This window comes from Streptomyces diastaticus subsp. diastaticus (genome assembly GCF_011170125.1).
Lineage (GTDB): Bacteria > Actinomycetota > Actinomycetes > Streptomycetales > Streptomycetaceae > Streptomyces > Streptomyces diastaticus.
Window position 1 is genome coordinate 1,461,692 of the sequence record NZ_BLLN01000005.1, and the last position, 21,612, is coordinate 1,483,303.

Annotated in this window: 12 protein-coding genes and 3 pseudogenes; 4 read left to right on the forward strand and 11 right to left on the reverse strand. The window is 73.4% G+C overall.

The annotated features are described in order from the left end of the window. Nucleotides 1-4: 4 nt before the first annotated feature. The 3 genes and pseudogenes from Sdia_RS23785 to Sdia_RS23795 form a co-directional block, all read right to left on the reverse strand. Nucleotides 5-1,597: pseudogene (locus Sdia_RS23785) on the reverse strand (solute symporter family protein); the annotation flags it as partial. Further along, a pseudogene (locus Sdia_RS23790) lies at nucleotides 1,594-2,082 on the reverse strand (DUF485 domain-containing protein). The pseudogenes Sdia_RS23790 and Sdia_RS23785, both read right to left, overlap by 4 nt. 397 nt (nucleotides 2,083-2,479) lie before the next feature. Further along, the gene (locus Sdia_RS23795) at nucleotides 2,480-4,615 is read right to left on the reverse strand and encodes a DNA gyrase/topoisomerase IV subunit B (protein WP_124288039.1); all 2,136 of its coding nucleotides are present in this window, start codon (nucleotides 4,613-4,615) and stop codon (nucleotides 2,480-2,482) included. 432 nt (nucleotides 4,616-5,047) lie between these two features. Between Sdia_RS23795 and Sdia_RS23800 the strand changes: the two genes are divergently transcribed. Next, nucleotides 5,048-5,275, forward strand: coding sequence for a DUF7455 domain-containing protein (locus tag Sdia_RS23800; RefSeq protein ID WP_003951302.1), 228 nt, complete (start codon nucleotides 5,048-5,050; stop codon nucleotides 5,273-5,275). A 286-nt stretch (nucleotides 5,276-5,561) separates the two neighbouring features. On the opposite strand, the gene Sdia_RS23805 is transcribed toward Sdia_RS23800, so the two are convergent. Next, the gene (locus Sdia_RS23805; RefSeq protein WP_115069030.1) at nucleotides 5,562-6,377 is read right to left on the reverse strand and encodes a S1 family serine peptidase; all 816 of its coding nucleotides are present in this window, start codon (nucleotides 6,375-6,377) and stop codon (nucleotides 5,562-5,564) included. 253 nt (nucleotides 6,378-6,630) lie between these two features. Here Sdia_RS23805 and Sdia_RS23810 point away from each other — a divergent pair. Then, a pseudogene (locus Sdia_RS23810) lies at nucleotides 6,631-7,493 on the forward strand (IS5 family transposase). Between the two features lie 15 nt (nucleotides 7,494-7,508). Here the strand turns inward: Sdia_RS23810 and Sdia_RS23815 are convergent. The 4 genes from Sdia_RS23815 to Sdia_RS23830 all read right to left on the reverse strand — a co-directional run bounded on the left by Sdia_RS23815 (nucleotide 7,509) and on the right by Sdia_RS23830 (nucleotide 14,679). Next, on the reverse strand, nucleotides 7,509-9,044 hold the full coding sequence (locus Sdia_RS23815) for an RNA polymerase sigma factor (protein WP_100457864.1): 1,536 nt from the start codon (nucleotides 9,042-9,044) through the stop codon (nucleotides 7,509-7,511). Nucleotides 9,045-9,787: 743 nt separating this feature from the next. Continuing rightward, a complete protein-coding gene (locus tag Sdia_RS23820; protein WP_100457865.1) occupies nucleotides 9,788-10,729 on the reverse strand; it encodes a FadR/GntR family transcriptional regulator in 942 nt (313 codons plus the stop codon). 402 nt (nucleotides 10,730-11,131) lie between these two features. Beyond that, a complete protein-coding gene (locus Sdia_RS23825; protein WP_100457866.1) occupies nucleotides 11,132-11,896 on the reverse strand; it encodes an NUDIX hydrolase in 765 nt (254 codons plus the stop codon). A gap of 1,208 nt (nucleotides 11,897-13,104) precedes the next feature. Next, nucleotides 13,105-14,679, reverse strand: coding sequence for a DUF4192 domain-containing protein (locus tag Sdia_RS23830; protein WP_100457867.1), 1,575 nt, complete (start codon nucleotides 14,677-14,679; stop codon nucleotides 13,105-13,107). A gap of 164 nt (nucleotides 14,680-14,843) precedes the next feature. Here Sdia_RS23830 and Sdia_RS23835 point away from each other — a divergent pair, with 164 nt between their 5' ends. Together Sdia_RS23835 and Sdia_RS23840 are read left to right on the forward strand one after the other, a co-directional pair. Then, complete coding sequence (locus Sdia_RS23835) at nucleotides 14,844-17,006, forward strand: RecQ family ATP-dependent DNA helicase (RefSeq protein WP_100457868.1); 2,163 nt, start codon at nucleotides 14,844-14,846, stop codon at nucleotides 17,004-17,006. A 217-nt stretch (nucleotides 17,007-17,223) separates the two neighbouring features. Beyond that, on the forward strand, nucleotides 17,224-17,829 hold the full coding sequence (locus tag Sdia_RS23840) for a hypothetical protein (RefSeq protein WP_229831623.1): 606 nt from the start codon (nucleotides 17,224-17,226) through the stop codon (nucleotides 17,827-17,829). Nucleotides 17,830-17,964: 135 nt separating this feature from the next. On the opposite strand, the gene Sdia_RS23845 is transcribed toward Sdia_RS23840, so the two are convergent. From Sdia_RS23845 to Sdia_RS23855, 3 genes are all read right to left on the reverse strand, one after another. Continuing rightward, the gene (locus Sdia_RS23845; RefSeq protein ID WP_100457869.1) at nucleotides 17,965-18,585 is read right to left on the reverse strand and encodes a hypothetical protein; all 621 of its coding nucleotides are present in this window, start codon (nucleotides 18,583-18,585) and stop codon (nucleotides 17,965-17,967) included. Between the two features lie 66 nt (nucleotides 18,586-18,651). Further along, nucleotides 18,652-19,353 (reverse strand): ribonuclease HII, encoded by a 702-nt coding sequence (gene rnhB / locus Sdia_RS23850; protein WP_115069027.1) that lies wholly within the window; start codon nucleotides 19,351-19,353, stop codon nucleotides 18,652-18,654. A gap of 416 nt (nucleotides 19,354-19,769) precedes the next feature. Then, nucleotides 19,770-21,419, reverse strand: coding sequence for a DUF4153 domain-containing protein (locus Sdia_RS23855; protein WP_435843125.1), 1,650 nt, complete (start codon nucleotides 21,417-21,419; stop codon nucleotides 19,770-19,772). Nucleotides 21,420-21,612 lie beyond the last annotated feature (193 nt).

Sequence of the window (21,612 nt, forward strand, 5' to 3'; positions counted from 1 at the left end):
GTCGGACCGCGCCCGCACCGGTCAGAGAGCGCACCTCGGCCTCCGCGTGACCGTCCTCGTCCGGCTTCTCGCGGGAGGTGACGGTACCGGGCCAGCCGGAGGCGAACCCGAGCGGGACGGAGACCAGGCCCGGGTTCTCCAACGGGAAGACCTGGAAGTCGAGGCCGGGCAGGAGGGAGGCGGGGCTGCCCGACTCCACCGGGGAGACCAGCACGAGCAGCACCGCCGGGACGAGCCCGCCGTACACCGCCCGGACGGCGCCCCGGGTGGTGAAGGAGCGCCAGAAGAGCGTGTAGAGCAGCACGGGCGGGTTGGCGGAGGCGGCCACCGCGAAGGCGAGGCCGACCAGGAAGGCGACGTTCAGATCGCGGGCGAGCAGGCTGAGGCCGATCGCCGGCACCCCGGTCCCGGCGGCGGCGAGCCGTGCCACCGCCACCTCGCCGAAGCGGTGGGCGCCCTCGCGCCGGCGCAGCGAGGCGTGGAGGCCGTGGGCGACCGAGGCCGAGGAGGCGAGGGGTGGTCCGGCGACCACGGCGCGGATGGTGGCGAAGGCGACAGCTGCGACCACCGCGGACAGCACGGTGCCGCCGGTGGAGCCCGCACCGCCCCCGAGGCCGAGGGCGAGCAGTGGTACGGCCGTGTTCCCCGCGGCGTTGGAGGAGCGGACCGCCTCCGGGCCGAGGAGAGCGGCCGCCCCGAAGCCGATGACGATCGTCGTCAGGTGGAAGCCGCCGATGAGCCCGATCGCCCAGACCGTGGACCGGCGGGCGGCGCGCGCGGTCGGCACGGTGGCGAGGCGGGAGAGGATGTGCGGCAGCCCAGCCGTCCCGAGAACCAGGGCGAGGCCGAGGCTGATGAAGTCGAGGCGGGCCGTCCAGTCGCCGCCGTGGCGCAGGCCGGGGTCGAGGAAGTCCAGGCCGTGGCCGCTGCGGGCGGCCGCCGTGCTGAGCATCCGCCCGAAGTCACCGGAGGAGCGGAGCAGCGCCAGCAAGGTCAGTGTGGCGGTGCCGCTCATCAGCAGCACCGACTTGACGATCTGGATTTAGGTCGTGGAGCGCATTCCGCCGAGCGGCACGTGGGCCCCCACCAGTGCGCCGGCACCGACCACCGTCCAGGTACGGGCGGCGCGGCTCTCCCCGCCGAGCAGCAGGGGGACCAGCAAGCCCGCGTCGGCCATCCGGGCGACCAGGTGGAGCACCGAGACGGTGAGGGAGGAGGTGCCCGCGGCGATCCGGGCCGGGCGTTCGCCGAGCCGGGCGGCGAGCACGTCGGCGAGGGTGAACCGGCCGCAGTCGCGGACCAGTTCGGCGACGAGGAAGAGCGCCACCAGCCAGGCGGCGAGAAAGCCGGCCGAGTAGAGAATGCCGTCGTAGCCGTAGAGGGCGATCAGGCCGCAGACGCCGAGGAAGGAGGCGGCCGACAGACGGCCGCCGGCGATGGCGAAACCGTTCTCCATCGGGGAGAAGAGACGGCCGCCCGCGTAGGACTCCTCAGTGGTGCCCCGTCTGCGCCGCCCCGCCCAGGCGGTGACGGCGAGAGTCAGCGCCACGAGGAGGCTGAACAGCACGACGGCCAGGGACTGGTGGTCGCCGCTCATCCCCGCGCCTTCCGGGTGAGCTGCTGGGTCTCCCAGCGCAGGTCGGGCGCGAGCCGGTCCCGCCGCAGCCGGCCTGGCGTGCGTACGCCCAGGTCAGTAGGAAGGTGCTGGCGAACTGGCCGAACCCCGCGGCCAGCGCGACGTTGACCGGCCCGAGGAGCGGGCGGGCCACCAGGGCGGGAGCGGTGGTGGCGGCGACCACGTGGGCGAGGTACCAGGTGAGGAAGAGCGCGCAGGCCGGGACCACGAAACGGCGATGGCGGCCACGGAGCTCCTGGAAGGCGGCACCGGCACGCACCTCGCGGCAGACGTCCGCCGTGCTCGGCCTGGCGTCCATGGGCGCCGGCACGGTCTTCGGCGATCCGCCGCCCGGCCGGAGGAACGGTTCCCGCTCCGGCGGGCGGGCCCCACCCGCTCGCCGGCACGCCGTACCAGGGATCGTCGAGCCGGGCCGGCCCACCGCCGCGCCCGTCGTCCTTCTCCACCGCGCTCTCCTTGTCCGCGGCCGGGACTACCGCGTGCCGAGGATGAGACGGAGGGGAAGACCGGTTCTCCGCCTGGGGGGGGGACTTACATCGGATCAGGTGATGGACAGACCCGGAAGAAGCACGCTGTCGACGGGCCCGCGCGCTGTCGTCCCGGCGCCGGGAAAGGCCGAACGCGGCCCCGGCCGCGACCCGGGGCCGGCCCGGGGCCGAGACCGTCACCTGGCGGGCGGCCCGCGGGTCCCTCCGTGCCGGTCCGAAAGCACCTCTGTGCGCGCCTCGCACACGCCCTCGGCCCGTTACCGGCTGTCGCGCGCCTCCTGGATGCACGACAGGAGGCCGCACCGCCCGGGGCGGTGCGGCGTCCCTTCCGGCACCCCGGGGAGGGCTCCGGACCTCAGGCGTCGATGCGCGAGCGGTCCAGCGTCGCTGCGGAGCTGGTGATGAACTCCTTGCGCGGCGCGACCTCGTTGCCCATCAGCAGGTCGAAGACGTGCTCGGAGGAGTCGAGGTCCGCGATGTTGATGCGGCGCAGGGTGCGGTGGCGCGGATCCATGGTGGTCTCGGCCAACTGGTCGGCGTCCATCTCGCCGAGGCCCTTGTAGCGCTGGATGGAGTCCTTGTAACGGATGTTCTTCCGCTGGTACTCCATGAGGGTGTCGCGCAGTTCCCGGTCCGAGTACGTGTACACGTACTTGTCCTGCCCGCGCTTGGGCTGGACCAGCTCGATGCGGTGCAGCGGCGGTACGGCGGCGAAGACCCGGCCGGACTCGACCATCGGGCGCATGTACCGCTGGAAGAGGGTCAGCAGCAGACAGCGGATGTGGGCGCCGTCCACATCGGCGTCCACGAGCAGGATGATCTTGCCGTAGCGGGCGGCGTCGAGGTCGAAGGTGCGGCCCGAGCCCGCTCCTATCACCTGGATGATCGCACCGCACTCGGCGTTCTTCAGCATGTCGCTGACGGAGGACTTCTGGACGTTGAGGATCTTGCCGCGGATCGGCAGCAGGGCCTGGAACTCACTGTTCCGGGCGAGCTTGGCGGTACCGAGCGCGGAATCACCCTCGACGATGAAGAGCTCGCTGCGCTCCACGTCGTCGCTGCGGCAATCGGCCAGCTTGGCCGGCAACGAGGAGGACTCCAGGGCGGTCTTGCGGCGCTGGGCGTCCTTGTGCTGGCGGGCGGCGATACGCGTCCTGGCGGCGGCGACCGCCTTCTCCATGACCGCCCTGGCCTGCGCCTTCGCGTCCCGCTTGGTGGAGGTCAGGAAGGCCTTCAGCTCCTTGGCGACCACCTGGGAGACGATCCGGTTGGCCGCCGAGGTGCCCAGCACCTCCTTGGTCTGGCCCTCGAACTGCGGCTCGGCCAGCCGGACGGTGACGACGGCGGTCAGCCCCTCCAGGGCGTCGTCCTTGACGATGTCGTCCTCGGCGACGCGCAGCAGCTTGGCCGAGCGCAGCACCTCGTTCATGGTGCGGGTGAGGGACCGCTCGAAGCCCGTGACGTGGGTGCCGCCCTTGGGGGTGGCGATGATGTTGACGAACGAGCGGATCCTGGTGTCGTACCCGGTGCCCCAGCGCAGCGCGATGTCGACGGCCAGCTCGCGGGTGACCTCGGTCGGCGTCATCTGGCCGAAGTCGTCGAGGACGGGGACGGTCTCCTTGAAGGTGCCCTTGCCGGTGAGGCGCAGCACGTCGCACAGGGCCCGGTCGTCCGCCAGGTACTCGCAGAACTCACTGATGCCGCCGTCGAAGCGGAAGGATTCCTCGCCCTTCGAGCCGCCGTCGCCCAGGCCGTACTCGTCCCGGACCACGATGGTCAGCCCCGGGACCAGGAAGGCCGTCTGGCGGGCGCGCTGGTGCAGGGTGGCGAGGTCCAGCTTGGCGTCCTTGAGGAAGATCTGCCGGTCCGCCCAGTACCGCACCCGGGTACCGGTACGCGACTTGGCGATCTTCTTGACCTTCCGCAGGCCGTTGCCCGCTTCGAAGGGGGCGTCGGCGCCGGTCTTGGCGCCGGTCCCGGCGAAGGCGCCCGGGACACCCCGCCGGAAGCTGATGGCGTGGGTGCCGCCGTCGCGGTCCACCTCGATGTCCAGGCGGGCGGAGAGGGCGTTCACCACGGAGGCCCCGACGCCGTGCAGTCCGCCGGAGGCCGCGTACGAGCCGCCGCCGAACTTGCCGCCCGCGTGCAGCTTGGTCAGCACCACCTCGACGCCGGACAGGCCGGTCTTGGGCTCGACGTCGACCGGGATGCCGCGGCCGTTGTCGCGGACCTCGACCGAGCCGTCGTCGTGGAGGATCACCTCGATGTGGTCGCAGTAGCCGCCGAGGGCCTCGTCGACGGAGTTGTCGATGATCTCCCAGAGGCAGTGCATGAGGCCGCGGCTGTCGGTGGACCCGATGTACATGCCCGGTCGCTTCCGGACCGCTTCGAGCCCTTCCAGGACGAGCAGGTGCCGAGCGGTGTAATTGGAACCGTCCTGGTCTGCTCCTGCCAGCAAAGCGGTGGACGGCACGGACGTCTCGGCGGTCACGCGGGTTCGCTCCTCGCTGAATTCTGATGGTGGTCCACAAGATCGGGGACCTGGGCAACGGTCGCCGCTCAGAGGGTACCGAGGCCAGGTAGAGCCGATGTAACGCCACCCTCGGCTCAAACCCACCCTAGTCCAGGGCCGCACACGCGTTCGATCCCTCGGTAGGGTGAAACAGATGTCACGTTCCCTTCCGGGCATGAACCATTTAGGCTCCGGGCACGTCCTCTTCAACACCCCGGCAAGCCAGCCGGTGAGGACCGGACCCGATGACGTGACAGCGTCAACCACCCACACGGCACATTCGCCGCCAAACCGGCAGCACCCGGCCTCCCCGGAAGATCTTTTCGAGGAAATGCCGCGAGCGGGAACGTTTTCGGCCTGGTTGGATGTTGACCCTGGTACGACAGCTCGTCGAGCTAGAGAAGAGGCGACGTGACTACTGTTCTGACCCCCGCGACCCCCCTGACGGCCGCTGACCGCTGTGACCGCTGCGGCGCCCAGGCCTACCTGCGCGTCGTGCTGATGAGCGGTGGTGAACTGCTCTTCTGCGCCCACCACGGCCGCAAGTTCGAGCCGGAACTCAAGAAGATCGCCGCTGAGATACAGGATGAGTCCGAGCGGCTGACGGCGACCCCGGCCACGGCCGAGGACGAGCGCTGACGCTTCGCACCCATCCCGACGAGCCGGCACCGGTCCCTCAACCGGAGTACGGGCCCCCTTCCCGCCCCAGCGGCGGAAAGGGGGCCCGTTTCGGTTGTACGGAGCCCCTGGGGCCCCTACGCAACGCGGGGCGGCACCGCGGCCGGGATTGGCCGAAGCGGGCCTTGCGGACGGCCGGGCGCCCCCTCCAGCGCGCCTGACGGGCGGCCCGCGAGCGGCCTGGGAGGCCCGGCCCGGTCGGCAGGCGAGGCTACCGGCGCCCCGCCCGCCGACCGGGCCGGCGCGCCTACGGGGCGACCTCGGAGACCCGGGTGTACACGCCGGGACTGCTGGCCCGTCCGCAGCCGCTGCCCCAGGAGACCAGACCGATCAGCTTGCCCCGCGACACCAGCGGCCCGCCGCTGTCCCCCTGGCAGGCGTCCCGGCCGCCGCGCGGGTCACCGGCACAGAGCATGGTGTCCGCCTGGTAGCGGCCGACGGAACTGCCCGGGTAGGCACGCCGGCAGGTGGCGTCCTCCAGCACGGTCACCCCGACGGACCTGAGCCGGGACGAGTACGTTCCGTTACCGGTCGTGTCGCCCCAGCCGAACACCGCGGCCTTGCTGCCCGCCTTCTCCTCGGCGGCCCTCGGCCGGGCGACGGGCAGCACGGACGAGGCGGGCAGGGGTTCGGCGAGGGTCAGCCGGGCGATGTCGCCCGCGTTGGTGACCGAGTCGTACTCCGGATTGACCCAGACCTCGCGGACCGCGGTCTCCCGCCCCTTCGCCGTGCTGCGCAGGTCGTCCCGGCCGGAGATAACCCGCAGGTCGGGGACGCGCGACAGGGCGGTTCCGAGCACCTCCTCGTCCACGCAGTGCGCGGCGGTCAGCACCGTCCGCTCACCGACGACCACGCCGCCGCAGAACTGGCCGGAGCGCTCACCGCCGAACCGGTCGCGGCTGCCGAGGGCGACGACCCAGGGGTGCTCGTCGACGCCGGCCGGGCTGCCGCCCACCACGACGCTGTCAGCCGCCGCGGGGGCGGGGCCGCAGAGCGGGGCCGCCAGCACGGCCGCGGCCGCGACCAGCCCGGCCCGTCCGCTTCGGTTCCATCGACGCCGCATCACTTCTCCTCACTGAAGGCGTTCGGTTACGCACCCAGAGTGATCCACGGCGGGTCCTCGCGCACGGGCGGCACAACGGGAGCCCTCTACGGAGTGGAGGGAACCGTACGGAGGCCCGCCGAGCGGCCGCCCGTGCGAGGCGGACGTGCCCCCCCCTCACGGCGAAAGGGGCTGTGGAGCCACCCGTGCGGGTGGCTCCACAGCCCCTTTCGCGGACGCGGCAGCCGGTCCTAGGCCGTTTCGTTTGGATCAGTTGGTCGTTGGTCCGGGTGTGCCGTTGACTGACGCGCAGTGGGCGCGGATCGAGCCGTTGCTCCCGGACCGGACGCCGAAGCGGGGTGGCCGCTGGCGTGACCATCGTGAGGTGATCGACGCGATCGCCTACAAGTTCCAGACCGGTACGCAGTGGGTGCACCTGCCGGAGAAGTACGGCAACTGGCGGGGTGTCTACAACCGGCTGCGGATGTGGGCCGTCGACGGCACCTGGGAGCGGGTTTTCACCGCCTTGGTGGCCCAGGCCGACGCCGACGAGGACGTCAGCTGGGCCGTCTCGGTCGACTCCACGATCGTGCGGGCCCACCAGCACGCGGCCGGGGCCCGTAAAAAGGGGCCCCGGCCGGCGAACCCGGCGACCACGCCATCGGCCGTTCCCGCGGCGGACTGACCACGAAGATCCACCTCGCCGCCGATGCCCGCTGCCGGCCCCTCGCGTTCGTCCTCACCGCCGGACAGGCCGGTGACGCACCTGCCTTTCCCGAGGTCATGGCCCGCCTGCGGGTCCCCCGTCGGCGAGGACGACCCCGCACCAGGCCGGACGTGGTCCTCGCCGACAAGGCATACTCCTCCCGCGCCATCCGCGAACACCTGCGCAAGCGCGGCATCCGGGCCGTGATCCCCGTCCCCGCAGACCAACGCCGCCACCGGCTCCGCCGAGGCAGCCGAGGCGGCAGACCACCAGCCTTCGACCGCGAGACCTACAAACAGCGCAACACCGTCGAGCGGTGCATCAACCGCCTCAAACAGTGGCGAGGCATCGCCACCCGCTACGAGAAAACCGCCACCATCTACCTGGCCGGACTCCACGTCGCGGGCATCTTCCTCTGGTCCACCCGATGATCCAAACGAAACTGCCTAGTCGAGGTAGTCGCGCAGGACCTGCGAGCGGGACGGGTGGCGCAGCTTCGACATGGTCTTCGACTCGATCTGGCGGATGCGCTCACGCGTCACGCCGTAGACCTTGCCGATCTCGTCGAGGGTCTTCGGCTGACCGTCGGTGAGACCGAACCGCATCGAGACCACGCCCGCCTCACGCTCGGAGAGCGTGTCGAGGACGGAGTGCAGCTGCTCCTGGAGGAGCGTGAAGGAGACCGCGTCGGCCGGGACGACCGCCTCGGAGTCCTCGATGAGGTCACCGAACTCGCTGTCGCCGTCCTCGCCGAGCGGGGTGTGCAGAGAGATGGGCTCGCGGCCGTACTTCTGCACCTCGATGACCTTCTCGGGGGTCATGTCGAGTTCCTTGGCCAGCTCCTCCGGAGTGGGCTCGCGGCCCAGGTCCTGGAGCATCTGGCGCTGGACGCGGGCCAGCTTGTTGATGACCTCGACCATGTGCACCGGGATGCGGATGGTGCGGGCCTGGTCGGCCATGGCGCGGGTGATCGCCTGCCGGATCCACCAGGTGGCGTACGTGGAGAACTTGTAGCCCTTGGTGTAGTCGAACTTCTCGACGGCACGGATCAGGCCGAGGTTGCCCTCCTGGATCAGGTCCAGGAAGAGCATGCCGCGGCCGGTGTAACGCTTGGCCAGCGAGACCACGAGGCGGAGGTTGGCCTCCAGCAGGTGGTTCTTGGCCCGGCGGCCGTCCTCGGCGATGATCTCCAGCTCGCGCTTGAGCTTCGGGGCGATCTTGTCGGCGTTGGCGAGCTTGTCCTCGGCGAAGAGGCCGGCCTCGATCCGCTTGGCGAGCTCGACCTCCTGCTCGGCGTTGAGGAGCGGGACCTTGCCGATCTGCTTGAGGTAGTCCTTGACCGGGTCGGCGGTGGCGCCGGCCGCCGCGACCTGCTGCGCGGGCGCGTCGTCCTCGTCGTCGTCGGACAGGACGAAGCCCTGGCTCTCGCCACCGGTGCCCTCGGGCGCGCCTTCCTCGCCCGGCTTGCCGGTGGTGGGCTTCTCCTCTGCCTCGTCGTCGAGCAGCTCGTCGACGACGTTCTTGGCCGCGGTCTTCTTGGCGGCGGTCTTCTTCGCCGTCGCCTTCTTCGCCGTCTTCTTGGCGGCGGTCTTCTTGGCCGCCGCCTTCTTCACGGGCGCCTCCGCGGACTCCTCGTCCGTCGGCGCGGCCGCGGGGGCGCTCTTCTTCGCCGGGGCCGCCTTGGCGGTCACCGTCCTGGTGGTGGCGGTGCGCTTCGCCGGACTCTTCGCCGCGACGCTCTTCCGGGTGCGCTTGGGCTCCGCCGCACTGACCATCAGCGTCACACCCTCTTCCTCGAGGATCTGATTGAGGCTGCGCAGAACGTTCTTCCACTGAGTGGCCGGGATCTGGTCAGCTTCGAAGGCCCGACGCACGTCGTCGCCGGCGATCTGCCCATCAGCCTTTCCCCGCTCGATCAGCGCCATCACAGACTGGGACTCGGCGATCTCCGGCGGGAGCGTACGGGATGTGCTGGCCGACACGAACAACCTCTCGGAACGTTGAATAGCGGCTTCCGGCCCCTGCCCTGGGTGAAGGACGGGAGCCGACGACCCACGGCTGGGATTGGGCCGGGGGCGTTGGCGGGGGCCGGTGAGGGGTTACAGCGCCGTGAACGACGACCACATTCCCTCCTCGGCTGTCACCTCTTAGGTCATCGCGCTGCCCGGTCGAGCGTTACGCCCAATCCACGTGGCCCGAGTCACACCCCTATATCGGTCAAAATTCTCCGAACAGCGACAGAGGGTGACATAAAGATGCCGTGAGGTTCTGGGCGGGGCGACTCCGGGCGGAGAACCCGGAGCCGGTGCGCCCCGGAGCGTTGGCGCCCCGGGAGACGCGCGGCCGGTACGGGCGGGCGTCTGACTGTGACCGTACCTCCACCGTCTTCCTTCCGGCGAGGTACGGCCCCTTCCCCCTTGAGGTACCGGGCCGCTGACCCCGGGGTCAGCGGGTGAAACACCTGGCCCCTGGAGCCGGGCTCACGCCGGGGCCAGGGGCCAGGATCGGAGGGGCGCCCCTGGGTCCCGGCCGGGAGGGGACCACGAGCCTCCGGGCGGCCGGTGCCGGGGGGCTCGGGGCGGTGACGCCGGGGAGCAGGCCGTGCACTCGGAGGGCCGGAGGCGCCACCGGCCTCCCCGCTCGCCGTGAGACCGAGCGGAGGGCGGGGAGGGCGCACCTGCCGGGGCATAGCGCGGGCGGCCCGGGTGGGCCGTCGGCCGTGTGCTCAGTGCTGCTCGCGCGGCCCGGGGACGACCCGCTCCATCTCGGGGTGGGCGGTCAGGAGCTGGCGCATGGCGTGCTCGGCCGCGGCCCCGTCACCCTCGGCGAGGGTGTCGATGATGCGGGCGTGATGGGCGAGGGAGGTCTCGTTCGGCCGGTCGCAACCGGTCGCGGGACCACCGGAGACCTGGAGGGCGGCGGAGACGATGCCGGAGAGGTGTTCCAGCATCCGGTTGCCGGCGAGCTGGATCAGCAGCCCGTGGAATTCGGCGTCGGCGCGCGAGAAGGTCATCAGGTCGCCCTGCCCGAGGGCGTGGCCCATGATCTCGACCATGTCCGCGAGCCGCTGCTGGGCGTCCTCGCGCCCGTGGCCCGCGGCGAGGCGGGCGGCGAGCGGCTCGATCGTCCAGCGCAGTTCGCCGAGCTCGCGGCGCTGGTCCTCGCGCTGCGGGCCGAAGGCGCGCCATTCGATGATGTCGGGGTCGAGGAGGTTCCAGTCGCTGACCGGGCGGACCCTGGTCCCCACGTTGGGCCGGGCGCTCACCAGTCCCTTCGCCTCCAGCACGCGCAGGGACTCCCGCACCACGGTGCGGGAGACCTCGAAGCGCTGCCCGATCTCCTCGGGCACCAGGGGGCGGTCGGCGCCGAGGTCGCCGGAGACGATCATCTGGCCGAGCTGCTGGACGAGTTGACCGTGAAGACCCCGGCCCCGGTTGCTGGTCGGACGCCGGACGGCCCGGCCCAGACCGGAATCGCCGCCCTCCCAGGCGGAGGCGCTCCGCTCCGGCCCGGGCACCTCCCCGTAGGGGTAGCGGTCGAGTTCGCCCGGACCCGCGAAGCCGGAGTCTGCGGAACGGGCGGCGGTCATCATGGAGTGCGCAAGGGTAGTCACGGAACCTTTGTCGGCGTCGTCCCCAACTGCCTTGAGGTCTTTGGTGAAAAGCACACGAAAGGGTGATCGCTCACCTCGCGACCATTGACGGCCCGCCCAAGGGGCGTGAACACCCCGGTCGGACATGCGGACTTGCCTACCGGGTCGATCAGAACCTGTCATTTCAGCGAGGCCTCGCGAACAGATCCGCGCGGATACGTGCAGGACAGGGCCCCGAACGACAACATGACGGTGATATCCGCAGGTTGTCCCCACTCTCCTGGTCGATCGGCCCGCCCGACCGCCGGGCGCGCCCCGGCCGCGCCACAACCGCCTTGCGACGCACCACGGATCACGCCGGGCGCACACGACGGCGCTCGCACAGAAGGCCGTTGAGCGCACCGGCGTACGAGAGGGGGAGGCGGCCGGGAAGTCCCTCCGAGGCAGAGCTCTCCCGGAACCGGCGCGGCCGGTGGTTCAGACCTCGGGCCGCAGCATGGGCGGGTTGAGCAAGGTGGCGCCGCCCGCGCGGAAGAGCTGGGCCGGACGCCCGCCCTGGCGGGTGGTGGTGCCGCCGGTGGGGACCAGGAACCCGGGCGTGCCGGTCACCTTCCGGTGGAAGTTGCGCGGGTCGAGCACGACGCCCCAGACCGCCTCGTAGACCCTGCGCAGCTCGCCGACGGTGAACTCCGGGGGGCAGAAGGCCGTGGCCAGGGAGGAGTACTCGATCTTCGAACGGGCCCGCTCCACCCCGTCCCCCAGGATGGTGCCGTGGTCGAAGGCGAGCGGCTCGGCCTGAGGCTCCGTCCGGCGGCCGCCGGCGGTCATGCCCAGCAGTTCCTCCACGGGCGACCACCGCGCGTGCCGGGCGTCGCCCCCGGCCCGGGGGGCGGGCAGGTCGGGCGCGAGGGCGAGGTGCGCGACGCTGACCACCCGCATCCGTGGGTCGCGGTCAGGGTCGCCGTAGGTGGCGAGCTGTTCGAGATGGGCACCGTTGTCGGTGACCGGCGCCTCGGGACTGTGGGCGCACAGACCGGTCTCCTCGGCGAGTTCCCGGGCCGCGGCCGCGGACAGGTCCTCGTCGGGCCGGACGAACCCGCCGGGCAGAGCCCACCGCTCCTGGAACGGTGCCTCGCCCCGACGGACCACCAGGGCGCAGAGCGCGTGCTTGCGCACGGTGAGGACGACCAGATCGACAGTGACGGCGAACGGCGGGAAGGCCGACGGGTCGTAGGGGGGCATGGGGTGATCATAGTCGTCTGCCTGACGATAAACAGCTTGTTCGCGAAGGCTGCGCCGGGCGCGCGTCCGGCTCCCGTGGGGGTCGGTGAAGGGTGACCGGAGGACGATCCACCGGATGTGCCGGGCGGGCACCCGGCTCCCGGGCAGTCCCCGGCCGAAGACGGCCCCGCCCCCGAAGACCGGTCCCAGGCCGGTCCGGCCGGTGATCCACGGGAAAGAGGATGACCCGCGAGCGGTCCGCCGGACCCGCGGCCATCAGTGCCCGGTTCGTCAACAGGCTTCCGCACGAGCGCGAGGGAAGACCCGCACCCGACCGGCCACCTGGCGCTCCACGGCGGGTGGCCGACGGTGGCACGCGCCTGTCCGGCAGGCTTGCCCCGCCGCCCTCGACTGCGCCCGGTCGACGGCTCCCGGCCCCAGCCGGTGCCGTCGACGCCCACCTGCGTCGCCGGGTCCGCCGGCCGCGAACACCCGGGCGAGGGAGCCGGGCAGTGTCCGAGGAGCGCCCGCTTCCTCCTGCTCCACGGCTCACAGCCTCCGTGCGGGGCCGCCGTCCGGCCCCTTGGAGGGCGGAGCCGGCGAGGGCGCGGACGCTGGAGTGGGGTGCGAACACCGGTGGGACGAGCGGACGCCGACGACTGCCGACCGGACGCGGACTCAGCCGCGAGGGAGCGGTACGCCGAAAGCCGGTGGCGGGCGGGCCGCACCGCCCTCGCCGCCCCTGCCTCATGGCGCCCCTCCACCGCCCGACTCCCCCTCCGGACCGGGACCCAACGTCGAGGCCGGCCTGGGGGCCGTTCCTGTCCAGGGGGGTGAGGGGCAGCGTGACGGGGCTGCTTGCTGCCCAGCACGCGGGGATCCGCCCCTCAGCCCAGACACGTCGCGCACGCCCGCCCAGCCTCCAGCCTCAGCTGTCCCCAGCCGGCGCCCGGCCTGCCTTCGGCCAGTCGCCCGGACCGGCCACGCGCACCCCCTCGGCCACGGGCTCGCAGATCCTTGAACCCGGCTCGCAGCGTCGAGGCCACGCAGCGGCCTGGCGCCCAACCAGTCGGCTCGCCGACGTCGGTGCCCGCGACGGCCTCACCCCCTCAAGCCCGTTCCGGCGTCCGCCTCATCAACGCACTCACCCCTTTCCTCGCCCCCTCTCGTCTCCGGCGAACTCACCGCCCTTCCCTGTCAGGCACCCCGGCCGTCGCGTTCGTCAGGCATCACCCCTGCCCCCTCGGCGGCCGGCTGCCCTGCGGGCGGCGGTCGCGGCGCGAGCTTCGCAGCGGCAGTTTCCCGCTCGGTCCGCGGCCAGGTCCTGAGCCGTACGGTGCGCGCGGGCCACCGGGGGCGCCTCCGGGCCGTCCGCCACGCGGGCGGGCCGGGAAGGGCGGCCGCGCCGCGCTCGAGGGCCTCGCCGTCCGGGCGTCCGGGTTCACCGGTCCCGAGGCGGGTGACGGGGTGGTGTCGCCCCGGCGTGCCGACCACCTCGGAGCCGAGGGCAGCGGGATCGTCCGGCGTCGGGGCTCGGGCGTACTCCTCTCCTCGGGGTTCTCCGCGCGCACCGTCCGCATCGCCGCGTCGGCCTTCTCAGCCGAAGCGGTGGCCTCGGCCGTCTCAGCCGGTCCGGCCGACTCGGCCCGCGCGGCCGCGACCGCCGCCCGGCGCCGGTCCTTGCCCGCCCTGCGCAGGACGCGGCGGATCGACTCGGCGGCCAGGCCCTCGTCGCAGGCGTGGTGGAGGAGGACGGCGAAGGTGTAGTCGGGGTCGGCGCGCAGGGCCAGGGCAAGGGCGACGCGGGCCTCGGTGCGGTCGCCGGCCGACCAGGCCACCCAGCCGGCGAGGGCGAGCGGGGCGGCCGCGTACTCGTCGTAGGCACCGGTGCAGCGGCGGGCGAGGGCGCGCCACAGGCGCAGGGCCGGCGAGGCGAGCGGGCCCTCCATCCACTCGGCGGCCCGGTCCCTGGTCTCCCGGTCCTGGAGGCCCACGATGACGGCGGCCGCCTCGTCGGCGCCGATGGCGCGGTCGTCGCGGGCGTCGGCCGCCTCGCTCTCCGGCGCCCGCGGAAGCCGGAGCAGCCTGGTGATGAGGGCGCCGGCCGTCGTCAAGGTCTCCTCGGCGACCGCCGGGGCCTCTTCCTCCTCCACCAGCCGGGGCAGCAGGCGTGCGCAGGCCGTGTCCAGGGCGGCCGCCCAGCGCTGGTCCCCGCCGTCGTCCGGCGGGAGCAGGCGGCGTTCCATGGCGCGCAGGCTGCCGCGGACCGTCATCCCCGCATAGGCCGCGGCAGCGGCGACGGCCGAGGTGCCCGGCGGTTTCTGGGCGGTCCCCTCCGGCGGGCAGCAGACCGGATCAGGACAGCAGTAGGACCAGCAGCGGTGGCCGGAGAGGCAGAGCGCCTCGACGACCGGTACGTCGCGCGCGCCCGCTGCCAGCCGTACGTGCTGGGCGAGTGGGCGGAGGTACTCCATGACGGCGGTACCGGTCTCACCGGGACCGGGTTCGCGGCACAGGAACGCGACGATGGCGTCCGGAGTGCCGAGGCGGCGGGCGCTGCCCGTCACCAGGGCGTCGGTGACGGCGTCCGCCACCACCGGCCAGTCGGCGGGGTCGGCGGGGATGCCGACCCTGACCCGGCCGCCGAAGCGGCCCCGCGATCCGTGGACGGCGACGAGGACGAGGTTCTCGTCGGGCTGGAAGCCGAGAAGGTAGGGCAGGGCGTCCGCCAGCTCGGTGTGGGTGCGGACGGTGACACCGGGTTCGCCGGAGTCGGTGGGCGTGGTGTTCGTGTGATCGCTCATGGCGGTGACTCTCCTCCCGGTCCCGGCGATCCCGCTCGGGCCTGTGGACGGAGCCGGGTGACGGAGTTGTCCACATGTGCCGGGTCGTCCACATCGGGCCGGTTGTCCACAGGCAGGCCGGGCCCGTTCGCGGTTTGTCCGACCCATCGGGTTGCATGGAGGCCATGAGCAACGAAGAGCTGCGGACGACGGCCGACTCCGTCCTCGCCCGGCTGGTGGGCGATCCCACGGGCTCCGCCCGGCTGCGGGAGGACCAGTGGCGCGCCATCGAGGCGCTGGTGGCCGAGGGCCGCCGGGCGCTGGTCGTGCAGCGGACCGGCTGGGGCAAGTCGGCGGTGTACTTCGTGGCGACGGCGCTGCTGCGCGCCCGGGGCGCCGGTCCGACGGTGATCGTCTCCCCGCTCCTGGCGCTCATGCGCAACCAGGTGGAGGCGGCGGCCCGCGCGGGCGTCTCCGCCCGCACCATCAACTCGGCCAACCCGGAGGAGTGGGACGAGGTCCAGGCCCAGGTGGCGGCGGGCGAGGTCGACGTCCTGCTGGTCAGCCCGGAGCGGCTCAACAACCCGGACTTCCGGGACAACGTCCTGCCGAAGCTGTCGGCCGCCACCGGACTGCTGGTCGTGGACGAGGCGCACTGCATCTCGGACTGGGGGCACGACTTCCGGCCGGACTACCGGCGGCTGCGCTCCATGCTGGCCGAGCTGCCCGAGGGCGTGCCGGTCCTCGCCACCACGGCGACGGCCAACGCCCGGGTGACGGCGGACGTCGCCGAACAGCTCGGCACGGGGACCGGCTCCGACGCCCTGGTGCTGCGGGGGCCGCTGGACCGGGAGAGCCTCAGCCTGGGTGTGCTGCGGCTGCCCGACCCGGCGCACCGGCTCGGCTGGCTGGCCGAGCACCTCGACGAGTTGCCGGGGTCGGGGATCATCTACACCTTGACGGTCGCCACCGCCGAGGAGGTGACGGCCTTCCTCCGCCAGCGGGGCCACACCGTCGCCTCGTACACGGGCCGTACGGAGAACGCGGACCGCCAGCAGGCCGAGGACGATCTCCTGGGGAACCGGGTCAAGGCCCTCGTCGCCACCTCCGCGCTGGGGATGGGCTTCGACAAACCGGACCTCGGCTTCGTCGTCCACCTCGGCTCGCCCGCCTCCCCGATCGCCTACTACCAGCAGGTCGGCCGCGCGGGCCGCGGCGTGGACCACGCCGAGGTGCTACTGCTGCCCGGCCGGGAGGACGAGGCGATCTGGAAGTACTTCGCCTCGCTCGCCTTCCCGCCGGAGGAACAGGTGCGCCGCACCCTCGACGTGCTGGCCGGCGCCGAGCGGCCGCTCTCGCTCCCGGCACTGGAGCCGATGGTGGAGCTGCGCCGGTCACGGCTGGAGACGATGCTGAAGGTCCTCGACGTGGACGGCGCGGTCCGCCGGGTGCGCGGCGGCTGGGTGTCGACGGGTGAGCCGTGGTCGTACGACGCCGACCGGTACGCCTGGGTGGCCCGCCAGCGGGCGGCCGAGCAGCAGGCCATGCGGGAGTACGCGGCGACCGACGGGTGCCGGATGGAGTTCCTGCGCCGCCTGCTGGACGACGAGGAGGCGGCGCCCTGCGGCCGCTGCGACAACTGCGCGGGGCCCCGGTTCGGCGGGGAGGTCTCCACCACCGCGCTGGAGGCGGCCTCCGGGGAGTTGCGCCGGGCCGGTGTGGAGGTGGAGCCGCGCCGGATGTGGCCCACCGGCCTCGCCTCGGTCGGCCTGGACCTGAAGGGGCGTATCCCGCCGGGCGAGCAGGCGGCTCCGGGCCGTGCGCTGGGGCGCCTCTCCGACATCGGCTGGGGGAACCGGCTGCGCCCGCTGCTCGCCGCCGACGCCCCGGACGAGCCGGTGCCCGAGGAGGTGATCCGGGCCGTGGTGGAGGTGCTGGCCGACTGGGCCAGGGGACCCGGTGGCTGGGCGTCGGGCGGGCCGGACGCCCCGGCCCGGCCGGTGGGGGTGGTCACGGTGCCTTCGCGCCGCCGGCCCCGTCTCATCGGCGCTCTGGGGACGAGGATCGCCGAGATCGGGCGGATGCCGCTGCTCGGTTCCCTGGAGCTCACCCCGGAGGCCGCCGAGCACACACCGTCGCGGAGCAACAGCGCGCAGCGGCTGAGGGTGTTGGAGGGGGCGCTGACCGTGCCGGCGGAACTCTCCGCCGCGCTGGCGGCGACGCCGGGGCCGGTGCTCCTCGTGGACGACTCCACGGAGAGCGGCTGGACGCTGGCGGTCTCGGCCAGGCTGCTGCGGCGGGCCGGAGCCGGGGCGGTGTTGCCACTGGTCCTGGCCGTGGAGGGCTGAACCGGGCGTCGGAGGGCCGTGCGCTGGGAAGACTTGGGAAGAGGCGTACCGGCGGAGACCGGCCCGGGCCCCCGACCGCTCGCGCCGCGGGCCCTCGCGAGGGCGGGAACGGGCATCGCTTCCCGCGGTCCCGCCGGCCCGGCAGGGCTCTGCCGTGGTGCGCTCCTCGTCCGTCACCTCCTCGCCCGCTTGCGGGCGTGTACCCGAAGGGAGGACCGTGACCTTCGGATTCGCTCCGACCGCGACCGCTTCGACGTCCCGACCACCGATACCCGCCGACGCGTCCGGCCGGCCGGGCCGCACACTGGCACCCGCCCAGTGGGCCGCCGCGGCCATCCCCCCGCTCCGGGTACCGCAGGAGGTGGTGGAGGCCCTGCACGCGTTGCACCGGCCGACCTCGTCGACGGCGGTGGTCGGGGTGCTCGACCACGACGAGCGAGTGTGCGCCAGCGCCTCGTTCGCCCGTGGCCCGGCCTCGGGGGACGGCTGGGTCCACCGGAACGCGCTGCTGACCCAGTTGCGTCGCGTGACACCGCACGACCTGCGGCGCCGCTCCCCCGCGCGGACCGCGGTCCTGCTGCACTGCCGTGACGAGGAGACCCGCTGGACGGAGGAGGACGGCGCCTGGATGTGGGGCCTGCGGGACGCGTGCACGCTGCACGGCCTGCGCTGCGGCTCGTACATCACGCTCACCGCGTCCGGCTGGCAGATCCTGGGTGAGGACCGGGGCGGGCGCCGGCCCGCCGTCGGGCCGGCCGCCGGGCGGGCGGAGCAGAGTGGTGGGGAACGGCCCGCCGCCCGAGGGACGGTGCGGGCGGACTGACACGCCCCGGCCGCCCTCGACGGACGCGTCGGGCCATCTCGGCGCGGCCTGCCGCGCGGTAACCCGGGGCGGCACCCGGCGTACCCGCCGGAAGGGCGCCGCCCCGGCGCCGGAGGTCCGGCGCCGGGTGCGGCGTCAGACTCCCGCGCCCAGCACGGAGTTGATCTGCTGGGGGTCGCCGCAGACGATCAGCAGGGCCTGGGCCCGGGTGAGCGCCGTGGGCAGCACGGACTTGACCGTGTCGTCGCCGCCGTTGGCCGCGACCACCACCACCGGGCGGGGCTTGGCCTGGCCGGCCGAGGCACCGTCGGCGTAGAAGACGTCGTCGGCCGCGTCCTGCTGCCGCCAGTAGGCGTCCTCGCCGAAGGACCGCTCGTGAGCGGTCCACGGGTGCGGGTCGCCGGTGGTCAGCACCAGCACCTCGGCGGGCGCGCGCCCGGAGTCGAGGAGCAGGTCGACCGCTTCGTCGGCGGCGTCCAGAGCACCGCCGGCCGGGGCCGGGATGAGCTGGATCTGGGGGGCGCCCCGGCCGCCGGCGGAGCCGGCGGGGGAGTCGGGCGTCGAGGCCGGGCCGGGCTTCGCTCCGGCGGCCCGCTGGGCGGGCGGCGCGGGACGGGGCGGTCCGGGACGGGGCGGTACCGCGGAACGGGGTCCGGGTACGGGGCGAGGGGTCGGCGTCACGCGGCTGCTGGCCGGAGTGGCGCGGGGACCCTGGGCACTCTCGTGAATCTGAGGCTCCTCGGGAAAGGGAGGCATAAGGACGACATTTATCAAACGTCGACACGGGACATAAAGGGGGGTGGCACGCAAGTGCGGAAAAGATCAGAAATCGAAACCGAGTTGTCCTTCGATCTCCGTGACATTTCCGCGTACCGGCACACGGATCCTCTTGAGGTGCTGCCACTTGGGCAGCCCGTCGAGATACGACCAGGAGAGCCGGTGGTAAGGGGTCGGTCCCCGCTCGGCGAGCGCCGCCTGATGCGCGGGCGAGGGGTACCCGGCGTTGTCCGCGAAGCAGAAGTCCTCGTGGCCGACGCCCAGTTCCGCCATCATCGCGTCCCTGCGCACCTTGGCGAGTACCGAGGCGGCGGCGACGCAGACGCAGGACTGGTCTCCCTTGATGACCGTACGGACCTTCCAGGGCGCACCGAGGTAGTCGTGCTTCCCGTCGAGGATCACGGCGTCCGGGCGGACCGGCAGCCCCTCCAGGGCCCGCACGGCGGCGAGCCGGAGGGCGGCGGTCATACCCAGGTCGTCGATCTCCTCGGGCGAGGAGTGACCGAAGGCGTAGGCGGTGACCCAGTTCTCCAGCTCACCGGCGAGCGCGGTGCGCCGCTTGGGAGCGAGGAGCTTGGAGTCGGTGAGGCCTTCGGGTGCCCGGCGCAGTCCGGTGACGGCGGCGCAGACGGAGACCGGGCCGGCCCAGGCCCCGCGCCCCACTTCGTCGACACCGGCAACGATCTTGGCTCCGGTCGTGGCGCGCAAGGACCGCTCGACGGTGTGCGTGGGTGATTCGTACGGCATGGCGCCAGACAGCGTACGCGGCCCGGTTCCGGGAGGACACCCCGGCTCCTCCTCTTGTCCGGATCGCTGGTGCCCGCCGCCCTCGCACCTCCGCCCGCGCACTCCGGCGCGGACGGACGGCGCGTCCGTCCGGTGATCTCCCCTGGCGCCCGTCATGGTCTTCGCTTCCGCACAGTAAGGGTACTGCGGCGGGGGTGCGCCACACCGGGGCGGCGGGAGCGCGCGGTGCGTGCGCCCCCGCCGGGAACGGGACCCGCTCTCCGGCGGTCAGCACCGTGCGGCCGTGCCCACCGGCTCACCCGGCGGGCACGGTAGGGGAGTTCGCGTGGGGTCCTCCCGGGCCGGGGGCGGGCAGGAGGAGAGGGCCGGCCGGCGAGGGTGCGTTGATCGCGGATGCGAAGGCATGGCCGAGTGGGTCAGCGGACGGAGGGGGAGATGTCGCCGGTGAGCATGTCGTGGCAGGGGCGGGCCTGGAGGGGGCGGGCCGCGAGGATCTCGCGGGCGCGGGCCTGGCTGAGACTGGTCGCGTACCAGGGGGCGGCGGGGACGTCGATCGCCCGCAGCGCACAGGAGCGCAGGGGCTCGTCGAGGCGGTCCAGGGCCGGGACGGCGTCCGCGGAGAGGCCGGAGAGGTAGCCGAGGTCGAGGGTGCGTCCGTCCCGGTGGGCGGCGAGGTTGCTCTCGGCGATCAGCTTGTCAGGCGAGGCCAGGCCGAAGGCGAGGACCGCCACCGCGCCCGAGGCGAGCACCGCGCGGGGCAGCAGCCGCGTGCCGAGGACCCCCGCGGCGAGGATCAGCAGGACCACCACGCCCAGCCACAGTTCCATGGCGACGACGGAGAGCCTCAGGCGGGTCAGCCCGTACTCGCCCATGTACAGGTCCATCCTGCGGACCGCCGAGGCGACCACCACCAGGGTGAGCAGGCAGAGCACACCGAGAACGGCGCGGACCAGCACCGTGTCACGCGGGCCCGAGCGGGGCGCGACGCGGACCGCGACGGTGATGACGGCGAGGGTCAGCACGGTGGCGAAGAGGAGTTGCCAGAAGCCCTCACGGGCGTACGCGGCGTAGGTCAGGCCGTCGCCGGCCCGTACCGCGTCGTCCCCCCGCAGCAGGACGGCGGCCTGGACGGCGACGAAGGCGGCGAACAGCAGGTCGAGGAGGACCAGCGGCAGCGCCCATTCGACGCGTCCCCGTGCGCGGCCGGGACCGGGGCCGAGCCCGTCCCAGCGGGTCGGGGCGGCCGCCGTGTGGGCGACGGCCAGTGTGCCCCCCGTCACCAGGACGGCGAGTGCGATCCGCCACGGTGCGCCGGAGGCGCCGACGTCCGGGACAAGGCTGCCGAGGAGGTCCGCGAACGCCTGGTCGGCGGTGGCGAAGAGCCCGCCGAAGACCAGCAGCAGGATCACCGCGACCAGCACGGACCGCATCAGCGGAGCGAGATCCTTGTCCCCGCCGGAGGCTCGCTCGCGCACTCCGCGCCAGCCCCAGCCGAACGCCCGTCTCACCGACGTGACCAGCCCGAACGGCGCGAGCAGCACTCCGGCCCAGCTCCGGCAGCCGTGCAGGGCGAGCGCGCCGGGTCCCACCGCGGCCAGCAGCGCGAGCAGCGTGGGCCATTCCGCGTCGCTCCACACGGGCACGGCCAGCAGCGCGAGCCCTCCGGCGCCCCAGGCGAGGGACGAGAGGCGGGGACGGCGCCCTGCCCGCCGCGCCGCGAACCAGGCCGCGGCGGCGAGCGGGAGGGCGATGAGCAGGGCGTTGACGGCCAGGCCCTCGCCGAGCAGGAGCCCGCTGAGCAGGCCGGTGACGGCGGCGGCGACCAGGGTGGCGGTGCCGACGGGGGCGGGCGGGGCGGAGCGGACCTTGTCCAACAGCGGCGGGGGCGGGTCGGGCAGCCGCTCGTAGCGCGGGCCGTCGCCGTCCGGCTCGGGGACTTCCGGGACGTCCGGAGCCGGGTCCGCCGTCGTCGCACCGGTGGCGCCGGCCGCCTCCCGCTCCTCGACCGGCTTCTCCAGGAGCGCCGCCGCGGGCGCCTTCCCGTCGGGAGCGGTCTCTCCGTCCACCTGAGCGGAGCCGCCTGCTCCCTCACCGTCCCGGGCCGTCCCGGTGTGCTCGCCGGGCTCCGCCTCCGCCGGTGCGCCGGCTCGCCGGTCGGCGGCGGTGGCGGAGCCGGGCGTCGCCTTCCCGGCCGTCGCCCCGGGCGCCTCACGCTCCGGCGACTCGGCCGCGTCCTCGCAGCGGCGCCGCTCCTCGATC